Origin of the sequence: Donghicola tyrosinivorans (assembly GCF_003003355.1) — a bacterium.
Classification (GTDB): Bacteria; Pseudomonadota; Alphaproteobacteria; order Rhodobacterales; family Rhodobacteraceae; genus Donghicola; species Donghicola tyrosinivorans.
On the sequence record NZ_PVTQ01000012.1, the window covers coordinates 112,755 to 125,720 of the forward strand.

The window sequence follows — 12,966 nt, forward strand, 5'->3', positions numbered from 1 at the left end:
ACGCAAAACGGGCCGCCTCATGGCAGCCCGTTCCGTAAATCGCTATTCCTATGAAAGCGGCGTTACATCACCGGCAGGATCTGTGCACCGGCGCCCAGACGCTCGGCCCAGCCGATCATATCGGCCGAGACCTCCAGTTCCAGATCAGGCTGCGCTTTGACCAGAGCTGCAACGGCGCGGTCTTTCATCTTTTCCTTCGGCATTTCGCCAATGGTTACGGTCGCCCAGTCCTCATCCCCGACCTTGATTTCAACGGTGGCAGGATCGGCGGTGTCACGGACCAGCCAGCTCAGGTCATCCAGCGCGTAGGGCACAGGGTCCGAAGGGCCATAGTTGCCCTCGATCCGCACCACATGAGTACGCACGAAACGGGCCAGCGCGTCAGGGCGGCTCAGAATGATGCCGCCACCAATACGGGGCCAGCCATCTTCAAGGATCATCCCCAGCGATTGCCAGTCCGACGTGCCTTCAGGGCGATAGGCCAAGGTGGTGTCATCCCCGCAACGCGCGACTTCGTGGGCCCCGTCACCGAAGACAATCTTGGCGAAGGGCTTGAGGTTTTCCAGCGAAACAAACGCAGATGCTTCAGAGGTTACGGGTGTTTGAGCAGTCTGGGACATGCGTTGCGGTCTCCGTTGCAGGCCATGGGTGCCGGTGCTGAGCGCACACCGGCGGATTGACTCTGACAACGGCACAAGGCCCCAGAGCTTTAGGCACCTCTCCGAAAGAGACTAATCCGATGGATCACCTAACCCGATCGGGTGGCCAGATCGCAACTGGCACGTAACATGCATAACCTCAGCGAATGCTCCCCCCTTAGTTTCCAGTAGGAGTGACCATGAGCAAGAGATCCAAAGCGGCAGACGTCGAAGATGCAGAAATCGTCGATGACGGCCCCAATCCTGCGGATGAACTAAAAGACGCCATCCGGCTGGCCCTTGAGGCCGCCGAAGCCGCCAATGATGCCGCCTCCGAAGTGTCGCGCCTGCAAAGCGAAACCTCGGCCGCCGCGGCCCGTCTGGACAAGTTCGGCAACAAGTTAAAGCCCGTGATGATCGGAACGCTGGTCGGGGCAGCCGTGTCTATCGCGCTTGGCGGTCTGGTCTATTTCAAGACACTGGCCGAGATGCGCCGCACCTCTGCGACCCAGATCGAAGCTTTGGCAATGTTCCAAGATAGCGTGACCCAGCTGAACGGTCAGCTTGATGCGGTGAACGGTCTGAGCGAACGCATGGCCAAGCTGGAAGCTGCCGGAAATGACGGGGTAACCCGTGTGATCGAGGCGCTGACCGGCACGGAAGAAAAGGTGATGACCCAGCTTGAGTCCACAACCTCCGAATCCGGCGGCATGTCTGCCCAGATGGCCAGTGCGATTACCGACCGGATCGACAGCAGCGCCACCACCACGCGCGAGGCGATCCAGGGCGGCATTTCGGACCTGCAACTGGCGCTTAGCAAGATGCTGGCAGCGGCTGTGACCAACGCGCCGCCCGCTGCGGCCGCGAAACCCGCAGCGCCCGCCCCTGCGCCAAAACGCACGACCTCTTCCTCCTCGAAGAAAAGCAGCAGCAGCAGCGCCCGTAAATCCGCGCCGAAAGCAGAGCCCAATCCGTTCAAATTCCCATGAGCACAGAACCCGCCTCCAACGACACTGATTCCAAATCGCCGCCGGCCCACCGCCTGAAGTTAAAGGCGCTGGACGTGGCGGCGATTGCCCTTGGATTAAAATCTGGGGATGAATTGATTGCCGTCAATGGCCTGCCCTTTGACGGCGGTGAAATGCAGCTGCGCGAACGGTTTGGCCGCAAAGGGATTACCGTGGCGCTGACCTTCGAGCGCGAGGGCCGCAAGTTTGTGGTTCTGGCCAGCAATCCCAACCTTGGCACATGGACACGCGGCGCGGAATACGACGCCGCAGAAGCCGCCAAAAACGCCAAGCGCATCCTGCCCGACGGGCTGATCAACTGGGAGGTCTATCGGGACATCAATGATGTCTACGATCTGCAACAGCAGCGCCCCTCGGCACTGGCGATTGCCCTGACGCCCCTGTGGCTGGCGCAGATGCGCCTGTGGACGCCGCTGGCGATCTGGGTGGCGACGATCATCGTCACCGCGCCCATCGGCCTATATGTGGTGCTTCTGACGCAGGTGCTGGCGTGGACCTATTTCTGGAACACCGGCCCCGAATTCTTCCGCCGCGACCGTATCGCACGGGGTATGAAGCCCTTCATGGTCATCGCCGCCTCATCCGAGGCCAAGGTGCACGGCTACCTGAAGAAAGAATTCCCCGAGCTGCACTTTGTCTACGATCCCGTCCCCCGCGTTGAAGAGCACGAGGTCGAGGCGCTGTAACTGCCCCCACTCACGAAAGCATGAAACCCGCACAGCCCTAGGGCTGTGCGGGTTTTTCTTTGATCGCACCTCCAACCACACGGGTGGGGGGCCGAGCCAATTCCAATGGCGGGCAGCGAACGCGGGCAACATCACATGTTCAGACACGAAGAAACCCCGTGCCTTGGGGGACACGGGGTTTCGGGGGGTGAAGCCGTCTGGAGGCCGGCTCCGGGGGTAAAGGGATCAGGCGTTCAGTTTCGCCATACGCTTGCGCTGGAAGGACGAAGGGATCTTCAGCATTTCGCGGTATTTCGCGACGGTGCGGCGGGCTAGATGGGTGCCTTCGTCGGTGATGATCTTGGCCAGCGCGTCGTCGCTGAGGGGACGGTTTGCGTCCTCGTCCTTGACCAGTTGCTGGATGCGGTGACGGATCGCCGCCGAAGAGGCCGCCTCATCGCCATCGGTGCTGAGGGCGGTGCTGAAGAAGGTCTTCAGGCCAAAGGTGCCCTGCGGGGTAACGATCAGCATGCCGGTGGTCACGCGGCTGACGGTGCTTTCATGTACGCCAACCTTCTCGGCCACATCCTTGAGGGTCATGGGCACAATATGCGCGGGGCCATGCTCAAGGAATTTGGCCTGACGGCGGACGATTTCAGCGCCGACCATCATGACGGTCTGGTTGCGATGCTCGACCGCGCGGCGCAGCCAGCGGGCAAGGTTCAGACGCTCGCCGACGAATTCGGTGGCGGTCTTGTCACGGGTGACGCTTTGGGCCTTGGCCTCATCCACCACAACCGACGGCAGGGTCGAGCGGTTCAGGTCCACGACCCATCCCTCTTCGCCTTTGGTCACGATCAGATCGGGTTCGCGCTGGGTCACGTCACCATATTCAAAATCTGCACCCGGCTTGGGGTTCAGGCAGCGCAGCTCTTTCAGAGTGTCGCGAAGGGTGTCCATATCGCAGCCACAAGCGCGAGACAGGCCGTTCAGATCGGCAGCCGCCAGCTTGGGCAGGTTGTTCAGAACGCCTTCCATCACGGGACTCATCAGGCCCTTGTCGATGGCTTGCAGACGCAGACATTCGGCCAAAGTACGAGCAAACAGACCGGCGGGTTCAACCTGCTGGATGCGGTCCAGCATATCTTCGGCCTCTTCCATCGTGATGGCGGCACGGAAAGCGATGTCTTCCAGAGGCTCGCTCAACCAACCGCTGGGTTCGATGCCTTCCAGGAACTGCTCTGCAATCACCCGTTCACGGGCATTGCCGAACATCAGATCGAATTGCGCAGCTACATGACCATAGAGGGAGGGAGCGTGGTCAGCGGCGCGAGCAGTGATATCGTCATAGTCCGATGCGGAATGCTTCTTCAGCAAAGGCTCACGCAGACGGTCATTGGTGGGGCGGGCCACCTCAACGAACGGATTCTCTTCCGCTTCGGATTCGATGTAGGATTGAAGGTCCGTGTTGCTCAGTTGCAGAAGGCAGATCGCCTGTTGAAGCTGAGCCGTCATCACCAGCGATTGGCGCTGTCCGATTTGTTGAGTGTAGCTGAGTTGCATGTCGTTCCCTCCTGGAATGACCCAATTAGGGACCCAGTGACGGATTCTCGCAAGGCAGCTTATTTGACACCTAACGGCTACCCATTCGGGCATTTTAGTAAAAAAGTGAAGAAAATTTCTTCTTATTGAATCTAAACGAAAAAACCCGACGCCGAGGCGCCGGGTTGATTCTTGGGTGTCAATTTTCCGTCAGCCGCGGAGCAGCGACAGGACGTTCTGGTTCGACGCGTTCGCCTGTGCCAGCATCGAAGTTGCCGCCTGGCTAAGGATTTTACCGCGTGCCAGATCCGACGATTCTTTGGCGAAGTCGGCGTCAGCAATCTGACTACGTGCAGCTTCCACGTTGGTGGTGATGTTGGTCAGGTTCGAGATGGTGCTGTCCAGACGGTTGGAGACCGCACCCAGATCCGAGCGAGACTGCGAAACCTTCGACAGAGCCACGTCCAGAACCTTGATCGCCTTCGATGCGCCTTCAGCAGTGGTCAGGTCGATATCCGAAACCTTTTCCAGCGAGGAGGTGTTCGAGTCTGCGTCCAGGAAGTCGACGTCTGCGCCAGCTGCACCACCCGAGACCGAGAAGGCCTTCATCGAGGTGAATTCAACCTGACCTGCAACAGTCGCGTCACCTGCCGAGCCGTCAGCCAACAGAGTCTGCGATGCGTTGTCGGAGGTGCCGTCACGCTCCAGAGCGGTCACAGTCATTGCAGCGGCCGGAGTGGTCTGCTGGTCTTCGAAGCCCGAGATCGAGATATCGTCACCGGTCTTGTCGGTCAGGATGATGGTGCTGTTGTCATCGCCCATCTTCGCAGTCACACCAGTGGTGCCCGCTTTGTTGTTGATGGCGTCACGCAGACCGCGCAGGTCGGTGTTGTCAGTCACAGCGACGGTACCAAGGTCGGTGCCGTTCACCGAGAAGGTGACGTTACCAGCAGCGCTCAGCGAGATCTCGGCGTTGGTTTCTGCCGAAGCGTCCACACCGGTCGAAGCCGATACTTTGTTCACAGCAGCTGCCAGATCTTTTGCCGAAGTGTTCGCTGCGACAGTGATGTCCGAAGTGCCGGTGTGACCGGTGACCGAGATGGTTTCGCCAGCGATACCGTTGTCGGTTGCATGCGCGTTGCTCTTGATCGAGGTGCTGAAAGAGTGCGAACCGATTTCGGTCGAGTGCACGCTGTCTACGTTGACTTCGATCGACTGGCCGGTGTCCGCACCGATCTGCAGCTGCTTGCCAGTGAACGAGCCGTCCAGGATCTTCATACCGTTGAAGGTGGTGTCGGTGGCGACGCGGTTGATCTCGGTGATCAACTGCGAACCTTCCGCCGAGATGTTACCACGGTCGCTAGCGGTGTTCGTGTCGTTCGACGACTGAACGGCCAGTTCGCGGAGACGCTGCAGCATGTTCGAAACTTCGACCTGTGCGCCTTCGGTGGTGTCCAGCAGGTTCTTGCCGTCGTTGGCGTTGCGAACCGCTTGATTCAGACCCATGATCTGCGAGGTCATCTTTTCAGCGATGGCCATACCAGCCGAGTCGTCTTTCGCCGAGTTGATGCGCTTACCAGTCGACAGGCGCTCCATCGAGACTTCCATGTCGGAGTTTGCGCGAGCCATGCTCGCCTGAGCATTGATAGAACCGATATTCGTGTTGATGATGGCCATTGTGGCGTCTCCTGTGTTCGGTTTGGTGTGCGCCCCTCGGCGTCTGATTAGGAGAACGGCAGGTCCGCGTTTTTTGTTTAGAAAAAAATGCGTATCGACCTAAGGCATTGATTCTATTCAGTATCGTTATCCCATATCCATATGCGCATGAGTCTTTGATATATATATAGCGTTTGGCACGTCGTTTGCTTTGACATCACCGAAGCAACATTTGACGGGAGTTCAGACCCCTCATGGATATCGCAACACTTATCGGATTTCTTGGCGCAATGGGCATGATCCTTGGCGCAATGATCTCTGCAGGCGGCATCGGGCCGTTCATCGACGTACCCTCGATCCTGATCGTTTTCGGGGGCGCGTTCTTTGCAGTTATGTACACAGCCCCTATGGGCGTGTTCCTTGGTAGCTTTGGCGCGATGGCAAAAGCCTTCATGCCAAAAGCCCCCAAACCCGAAGCCTTGATCGAAACTATGGTCGATCTGTCGAACAAGGCACGTAAGGACGGCATGATGGCGCTGGAAGGCGCAGAGGTGCCGGACAAGTTCTTTGGCAAAGGACTTCAGATGCTGGTCGATGGTGCGGACGAGCACAAAATGGCCAAGCAGATGAACCAGGAGATCAAAGCCATGAAAGCCCGCCACGCCGCGGCGCAGGGTGTTTTGAAAGCCTGGGTCGATATCGCCCCTGCAATGGGCATGATCGGTACGCTGATCGGTCTGGTGCAGATGCTTGGTAACATGGCCGATCCCAAGTCCATCGGCCCCGCGATGGCGGTGGCCTTGTTGACCACTCTATACGGTGCGTTCATCGCGAACGTTCTATTCGGCCCCATGAACACCAAGCTGGAAGGCTACACCGGCGACGAGGTGGTCTACCGCGAGATGGTCATCGAAGGCCTGCGCAACATCGCCCGCGGCGAGTCGGGCCGGAATGTACAGGAACAGCTGCTTGCGAACCTGCCGCCCAAGGCGCAGGCCAAGATGCAAGACGCCGCCTAAAGCAGCATAGAAGACAGAGTAGGGCAAATACGCCATGGCCAAAAAGCCGATCCCCCTTCCCGTTCAGGCCGAAGAAACCCCCGAAGAGGATTGCCCAAAGTGTCCTCCGGTGGGTGCGCCTGCGTGGATGGCCACATTTGCGGACATGGCAACGCTGCTTATGGCGTTCTTCGTGCTTATTCTGTCCTTTGCCGAATTCAACCAGCCTAAATTCAAGATGATCGCGGGCAGCCTGAAGAACAGCTTCGGTGTTCAGAAACAGGTGCCCGTGATGGAACAGCCCAAGGGCACCACGATCCTCAAGCTGGAATTCAGCCCCTCGCCCGATCAGGCGGTGATCAAAGAGATCACGCAGGAAACGACCGAGACCGAGAAAAAGCAGATCGAAACCAAACCCGATGAGACCGAAGGTGACGGCGCCCAAGGGGAAGGCGGCGACGCGCAGGATCAGGCCAAGCAAAAGGCAATGGAAGATTTGGCCGATGCCCTATCTGAGGCGATGCAGTCCGGTGCGATCGAAGCGAACGTGGAAAACGGTCAGGTCACAATGAACTTTAACGGTCAGGCCGAAAGCGCCGAGCAACTGGCCGAACAGCTGTCCGAAGCCGCAAATGCAATGGCGCAAGCACAGGCCCAGACCGGCGCAAACCCTGATGATGTGAAGATCGGCGGTTTGGCTGATGATCTGAAGCAGATGGCGGAAATGGCCCAAGGTGCAGGTGCGGGCGAAGGGGCCGGTGGCGGCGCCGAGGCAGGCGATGCCGCCCGCAAGGCCGGTATTGCCGCAGCCGAATTGCAGGTCGCCCTGCGTCAGGAACTGGGTCAGGGTCTGGTCACGGTGGAACAGGAAGAAGGCAAAGTGAAGATCACTGTTGGCGCAGGCGGGGCCTTCCCGTCGGGTACCGCAGATCTGACCGCCGAAGCGCAAGAGATCATGTCGCGCATCGCCTTCGCCTCGATGGACGAAAACAGCAGCATCACCGTCACCGGTCACACCGACGACGTACCTGTGAACCCGTCCTCCGAATTCCGCGACAACATCGGGCTGGCCGCCGCGCGTGCCTCATCGGTGGTGCGGGAAATGGCGAACTCGGGTCTGCTTGATGCCTCGCAATTGACCGCCGTGTCGAAAGGCGAAAGCGATCCGGTCGCTGACAACACCACAGCTGAAGGGCGTGAACAGAACCGCCGCATCGAGATCGAAATTTCGTATTAACCCTAATCCTTTTGAAGGATCGGCCGTTAGATCGGTCAGGAGGTGCCTACAATGGCAGTCGACGTCATCAGTTCTCTGAACACAAATGGCTCGGGGTTGAACATCACCCAGCTGGCCAAAGACCTGACTCAGGCCGAGACCAGCGCCAAACGGTCCATCGTGACCGACCGCATCGACAAGGCCGAAGTATCCCTGTCGGCGCTCGACCGTCTGCGCACCCAGTTTGAAAGCCTAGACAGCGCGGTTGGCGCAGCCGCCAGCGCCAGTGCCACCTCGATCACCAGCGACAACTCGGCCATCGTCCTGACCTCAGAGGATACCGAAAATCTGGTGATGGGCGACACGACCATTGCGGTAGAACAGATGGCCCAACAACAGGTTCTGGCCTTTGGCGGATTCTCTGGTGAAACCGACACGCTGGCGGGCGGCACGCTGGTCATCGACTTTGGCAGTTGGGATGACGCAGAACCTTCGGCCTTCACCGCTGACGCCACCAAGACCCAGCAAACCATCACCATTGCCGAGGGCACCACGCTGGCTGAACTGGCCGACCAGATCACCGCGCTTGACGGGCTTGCGGCCTCAATCATCGACGTGGGTGACGGGACGTTCTCGCTTGGGGTGCTGACTGATTACGGCGCAAAGAATGCCGTGCGCTTCACCGCCACGCAGGATGATCCGGCCTCGACGAATACAGCGATTGATGTGCTGGATATGACCGATCAGGTCGAAGACGTTCAGATGCAGGCGGCCATGAACGCCCAACTGAAGGTCAACGGCATCACGATCACCCGCCCAAGCAACGACATCGACGATGTTATTCCGGGCGTCAGTTTTACCGTGGCGGGATATTCCGACTACATGGCCACCGTCTCGGTCGAGATCAACACCACTGCCGCCGAAGAGGCGATGCAAGGGCTGGTGGATGCGTTCAACACGACGCTCAAGATGCTGGATACCATGACCGACCGCGGCTATGCGGGCTCGGCCGCGGGGGATCTGGCGGGGGATTCCGCGATCAACGGCCTGCGGCGTGAATTCGAACGCTCGCTCAATCAGGGGATCTCGGGCTATGGCGATCGGACCTACTACCTGTCTGACCTTGGTGTGCGCACCGAACGCGATGGCACCCTGACGCTGGACACGAATGCCCTTGAAGATGCGATGACCAACAGCCCGCAGATTTTCGAGGCAATCCTGCGCGACGGCCTCAGCAGCCCCACCGCAGGGGTCGAGCTGTCAGGCACCCCCGGCACCACAGCAATCGCGGGCCGCTATTCGCTGACCCGTGACACCGTCACCGGCACCGCCTTTGTGAACGGGATCGAACTGGTCAATGAAGGCACCGAGGACGGGATTACCACCTACACCGCCACCAGCGGCAACCTGCGCGGCGTATCCTTCAAGCTGGAAGACGGGGTCGAGAACGCGATCATCGACTTTGGCCGCAGCTTTATCTCGAATTTCCAAGACAGTATGGACAAATGGCTCAGCTCGTCCGGCGCGATGTCGCGGCGCGAAAACAGCATTGGCGACTCGATCAGTGATGACAGCACCATGCTGGATTCGATCGACGCCTCCGCCGAGGCGAAAGAGGCCTACTATCTGACCCGCTTTACCCAGATGGAGATGGTCGTGACCACGCTGAACAACACCGGCGACTATCTGGAAAGCCTGATCGACGCGTGGAACAACAGTAACAACTGATCCGCGTCACAGCCCTAAGCACAAAAGAAAAAACGAGCCGCCCTGTTCGCAGGGGCGGCTCGTTTGGTTCGCGCACCAAGGTATAGCGGAAGAGGGCGCGTCTTAGCTGGCCAGCGCGGCTTCGCGCGAGATTGCCAGTTTCTTCATCTTTTCAATCAGGGTCGTGCGCTGAAGGCGCAGGGTCCGGGCGGCGGCACTGACACTGCCACCGGTTTTTTTCAAAGCGGCGTCGATCATCATGACCTCCATGTCCCGCAGATGGCGGCGCATGTCGACCGAGGTGTCGGTATTCATGATCGAGTCCAGAATAGCGTCAGCGGGCGCGACAGACGCCGAGGGGGCAGGCGCCGCGCTGATCGGTTCCGCTGCAAGGGCGGTCATGCCCTGCATCGGCAGTAGATGGCTGCATACGGCCTCGGCGTTCACCACACGGCCTGCAAACAGAACGGCAGCGCGGTCAAAGACGTTGCGCAATTCGCGCACGTTGCCGGGCCAGCCGTGGGTCGCCAGTGCCTGAATGGCACCTGCGTTAAAATGGGGGGTCATCACGTCGGGATACTGGGTCTGACGGCGGTCGATCATCGCTTCCAAAATCAGCGGGATGTCATCCAAACGCTCGGAAAGCGAAGGTACGCTTACAGGAAAGACGTTGATGCGGAAGTAAAGGTCAGCACGGAAGCGGCCCTCTTCCACGTCTTTGGCCAGTGCGCGGTGGGTCGCAGTCACAAGGCGAAAGTTCACTTCGATCTCGCCGCGGCCACCCACTCGCTGGATGCGACGGGTTTCCAGAACACGCAGCAGCTTGGCTTGCAGAGCGGCGGGCATGTCACCGATTTCATCAAGGAAAAGGGTGCCCCCCTGCGCCTGTTCGATACGGCCCACACGGCGGCTGTCTGCGCCGGTGAAGGCCCCTTTTTCATGGCCAAACAGTTCAGATTCCAGCAATTCCGAAGGGATCGCCGCACAGTTTACAGCAACCAGGTCCCCCGGACGGCCCGACACAGCATGGATGGCTTCGCACACCAGTTCCTTGCCAACGCCGGTTTCCCCTTGCACCATCACAGGGGCATCAGACGGCGCCACCATGTTCAGGACTTGCTTGAGCTGGCGCATGGGCGCGGATCGGCCAACAAGGATCTTGTCCAAGCGGCTATCGATAGGTGCGTCCTGATCGCCAAAGGTGCTCTGCCAGTGCTGTGTCATGAGAGTGCCTCGTTAGGGTTTTGTTTCGTTGATCCTAGATTACGACTCCTACAAGTGGTCCGATAAGCCGCTCATCGGTTTTTTTAGGTCTACTTACGGGTAGTCGGTGAGATCCTTTGCGACCCGTACCACCCTGTGGATAACCCAACGTGCTGGGTTAATACCCAAATGCAGCCCTGACAGAGGCCTTCATTTCGGCCAGCGTTTCGATTCTCGCATCATCACCTGTGTTCACATCCGGCGTTGAGAGAATCACATTGCGGTTATCTTTGGGCAGAATCGCCGTGCCTGACGCGATCAGGCTGCGCCCGCCGTGGACCAAAGGCGCGCCAGAGATGCCAATCATCGGCGCGCGCGGGCGGCGCGGGGCGTTCGGATCTGCCGCCCCTGATGCATCGGCCACCTGTATATCCGGCCCCAGATCGGGGCTTTGACCGAAACCGGCCATGACCTTTTGGACACGGGTCAGATATGCCTCGCCCAGATTGGGCGTAGCCGAGTGGTAGTGCCGCGTCGCCTCTTGCCAGCTGCCCAGACGCTTCTTCAGACCTGTCAGGAATTGCGCTGCATAGGCGGTATTCACACCCGGATCGATCATCTGGTCGATCGAGGCGAACTGTTCCCCGTGCCAACGGTAGTTGATCTGCATGCAGCCCACATCCACGCTGGTTTCGCCCGCATTGATGGCTTGTTGCAGGGCGGCCAGTGCGTCTTCGCGGGTTTCAAAGTAGTAGCCCTTGCCCCTGATATTCAAAGTCCACGGCCACGCGCCATAGCCACGACCGGCACGGGTATGGCCCGTTTCCGTGCGCGAGATTGCCGCCAGCAGAAAGCTTGGAATACCTGCCGCCTTTTCGGCACGCACGGCGGCGGCCTCGCAACTGGGGACAGTCGCGGCAGCAGCGCCAGTAGCGGCACCGCCAAAACCAAAGGCGGCCAGCGCCGCAAACAAGGACATACGAAGGGTCATAGACCCCGAATTGCAAACGGCGGGCCAATCCTGCCCGCCGCTTTGTCTCTTTCGAAGGTCCCCGCCTCTAGCGGATATAATCAAAGAGGCTAGTCGAGGTGATCTTAACAAAGCTGGACTGGCTGGCCTCGCGGTTCAGCAGCAAGGATTGTAGCTTGGTGATCGCCGCCGCCAGATCAAGATCCGACAGGTTCGAGACCGCCTCGTCCAGAATGACCGTCCGTTCGGCCACCAACTTCTGGAACCGGTCCACAGATTCCGCCTGCGCACCGACCACGGCCCGCATATCCGCCACATGTTCACCTGCTGCAGTGATCTGGTCGATGATACCGGACGACGTGCGGTCCTTTGAGACCATCTGAATGAACACGCCTTCCTCGGGGTAGGCGCGGGCCACTTCGCCGCGCTGTTCCGGCTCGACCTTGATGTCCGAAAGGGTCACACCGTTGACGCCGGTCAGAACCATGCCATCACCATCATCAGTGAAAGCGGCAGTAATGCCGGTCTGGGTGCTGACCGCGTTGATCGCCGCAATCGCGGGGCCGGGCTGGCCGGACACCAGATCAGCGCTGATCGTCACCGCGTTCGCCCCTTCGCCAAGGGTCATGGTCCATTTCGCATCGCCTTGGGTTTTGGCCAGATCGACGCTCATAGTATTGGCCTCAGTGACCGAGTCCCTCAGGCTGTGCCCCTCTGATCCCAACGTGAAGATAAAGTCATCCACGATATCAAACAGGCCGCGCGTTTCGCCCGACAGCAGATCAACGCCCATAAAGGCCTCGTCGCCGCTGATGCCGGTCGAGACCATGGCGCTTTCGGAAACCCGCAAGTTATGGCGGCCCGCGTCCCCGTTATACTCGACGCCGTTGGTGCCTTCGGTGAAGGGGTCCATGCGGCCCTGATAGCCACCAAAGATCGGGCGGCCTGTGTCATCACGGGCATTGGCCTGCGTGATCAGTGAGTCCCGCAACTGCGTGGCCTTGTGCAACAGAACCTTGCGTTCGGACGGGGTCACGCTGGCATCCGCGCCGCGGATTGCCAGCTCGCGCATGGACTGAAGCAGATCGTTCACTTCACCAAGGTTCGAGTCCGTGATCTCCAGCCGTTTTTCCGCGACAATCAGGTTCGAGTTGAACCGGTCCAGCATGTCCTTGTGTTCATTCACAACCGACAGGCGCTGTGCGCGGATAGGATCGGCCGAGGCTTTGGGGTCCTCGGTTCCGGTCGAGATGTTCTCTTGCAGCTGTGCAATCTTGGCGTCCGACTTCTGGAACGCGCGGGTGTTCAAAGCTGCGAATAGGGATGTACCGATGGTCATTTTA

General features: G+C 59.4%; 11 protein-coding genes. 5 read left to right on the forward strand and 6 right to left on the reverse strand.

The window, feature by feature from the left end:
• Nucleotides 1–62 precede the first annotated feature (62 nt).
• A complete protein-coding gene (locus tag CLV74_RS16090) occupies nt 63–620 on the reverse strand; it encodes a hypothetical protein (protein WP_106266758.1) in 558 nt (185 codons plus the stop codon).
• Nucleotides 621–838: 218 nt separating this feature from the next.
• Here CLV74_RS16090 and CLV74_RS16095 point away from each other — a divergent pair, with 218 nt between their 5' ends.
• Nucleotides 839–1,627 (forward strand): hypothetical protein, encoded by a 789-nt coding sequence (locus CLV74_RS16095; protein ID WP_106266761.1) that lies wholly within the window; start codon nt 839–841, stop codon nt 1,625–1,627.
• Entirely contained in the window at nt 1,624–2,352 is a 729-nt protein-coding gene (locus CLV74_RS16100) for a PDZ domain-containing protein (RefSeq protein ID WP_106266763.1), read from the forward strand. Before CLV74_RS16095 ends, CLV74_RS16100 begins: the two co-directional genes overlap by 4 nt.
• 225 nt (nt 2,353–2,577) lie before the next feature.
• On the opposite strand, the gene rpoN is transcribed toward CLV74_RS16100, so the two are convergent.
• Entirely contained in the window at nt 2,578–3,894 is a 1,317-nt protein-coding gene (rpoN, locus tag CLV74_RS16105; protein ID WP_106266766.1) for an RNA polymerase factor sigma-54, read from the reverse strand.
• Between the two features lie 189 nt (nt 3,895–4,083).
• A complete protein-coding gene (locus tag CLV74_RS16110) occupies nt 4,084–5,550 on the reverse strand; it encodes a flagellin N-terminal helical domain-containing protein (RefSeq protein WP_106266768.1) in 1,467 nt (488 codons plus the stop codon).
• A gap of 233 nt (nt 5,551–5,783) precedes the next feature.
• Between CLV74_RS16110 and CLV74_RS16115 the strand changes: the two genes are divergently transcribed.
• Genes CLV74_RS16115 through fliD form a run of 3 tightly spaced genes read left to right on the forward strand, consistent with a single transcriptional unit; the run spans nt 5,784 to nt 9,471 of the window.
• Entirely contained in the window at nt 5,784–6,548 is a 765-nt protein-coding gene (locus tag CLV74_RS16115; protein WP_106266771.1) for a motility protein A, read from the forward strand.
• Nucleotides 6,549–6,582: 34 nt separating this feature from the next.
• The gene (locus CLV74_RS16120; protein ID WP_106266773.1) at nt 6,583–7,764 is read left to right on the forward strand and encodes a flagellar motor protein MotB; all 1,182 of its coding nucleotides are present in this window, start codon (nt 6,583–6,585) and stop codon (nt 7,762–7,764) included.
• Nucleotides 7,765–7,815: 51 nt separating this feature from the next.
• The gene (gene fliD, locus CLV74_RS16125; protein ID WP_106266775.1) at nt 7,816–9,471 is read left to right on the forward strand and encodes a flagellar filament capping protein FliD; all 1,656 of its coding nucleotides are present in this window, start codon (nt 7,816–7,818) and stop codon (nt 9,469–9,471) included.
• Between the two features lie 102 nt (nt 9,472–9,573).
• Here fliD and CLV74_RS16130 read toward each other — a convergent pair whose 3' ends face one another.
• The 3 genes from CLV74_RS16130 to flgL all read right to left on the reverse strand — a co-directional run bounded on the left by CLV74_RS16130 (nt 9,574) and on the right by flgL (nt 12,962).
• Nucleotides 9,574–10,674 carry a sigma-54 interaction domain-containing protein gene (locus CLV74_RS16130; RefSeq protein ID WP_106266777.1) on the reverse strand — a complete coding sequence of 367 codons (1,101 nt, stop codon included), beginning with the start codon at nt 10,672–10,674 and terminating at the stop codon, nt 9,574–9,576.
• 157 nt (nt 10,675–10,831) lie between these two features.
• Complete coding sequence (locus tag CLV74_RS16135) at nt 10,832–11,632, reverse strand: lysozyme family protein (RefSeq protein ID WP_170108081.1); 801 nt, start codon at nt 11,630–11,632, stop codon at nt 10,832–10,834.
• A gap of 79 nt (nt 11,633–11,711) precedes the next feature.
• Complete coding sequence (gene flgL, locus CLV74_RS16140) at nt 11,712–12,962, reverse strand: flagellar hook-associated protein FlgL (protein ID WP_106266781.1); 1,251 nt, start codon at nt 12,960–12,962, stop codon at nt 11,712–11,714.
• Nucleotides 12,963–12,966: the final 4 nt, after the last annotated feature.

Coding starts and splice junctions, on each gene's coding strand:
- rpoN (WP_106266766.1), bottom strand. CDS start 3,894: ATGCAACTCAGCTACACTCAACAAATCGGACAGCGCCAATCGCTGGTG.
- CLV74_RS16135 (WP_170108081.1), bottom strand. CDS start 11,632: ATGTCCTTGTTTGCGGCGCTGGCCGCCTTTGGTTTTGGCGGTGCCGCT.
- flgL (WP_106266781.1), bottom strand. CDS start 12,962: ATGACCATCGGTACATCCCTATTCGCAGCTTTGAACACCCGCGCGTTC.
- CLV74_RS16115 (WP_106266771.1), top strand. CDS start 5,784: ATGGATATCGCAACACTTATCGGATTTCTTGGCGCAATGGGCATGATC.
- CLV74_RS16095 (WP_106266761.1), top strand. CDS start 839: ATGAGCAAGAGATCCAAAGCGGCAGACGTCGAAGATGCAGAAATCGTC.
- CLV74_RS16110 (WP_106266768.1), bottom strand. CDS start 5,550: ATGGCCATCATCAACACGAATATCGGTTCTATCAATGCTCAGGCGAGC.
- CLV74_RS16120 (WP_106266773.1), top strand. CDS start 6,583: ATGGCCAAAAAGCCGATCCCCCTTCCCGTTCAGGCCGAAGAAACCCCC.
- CLV74_RS16090 (WP_106266758.1), bottom strand. CDS start 620: ATGTCCCAGACTGCTCAAACACCCGTAACCTCTGAAGCATCTGCGTTT.
- CLV74_RS16130 (WP_106266777.1), bottom strand. CDS start 10,674: ATGACACAGCACTGGCAGAGCACCTTTGGCGATCAGGACGCACCTATC.
- fliD (WP_106266775.1), top strand. CDS start 7,816: ATGGCAGTCGACGTCATCAGTTCTCTGAACACAAATGGCTCGGGGTTG.
- CLV74_RS16100 (WP_106266763.1), top strand. CDS start 1,624: ATGAGCACAGAACCCGCCTCCAACGACACTGATTCCAAATCGCCGCCG.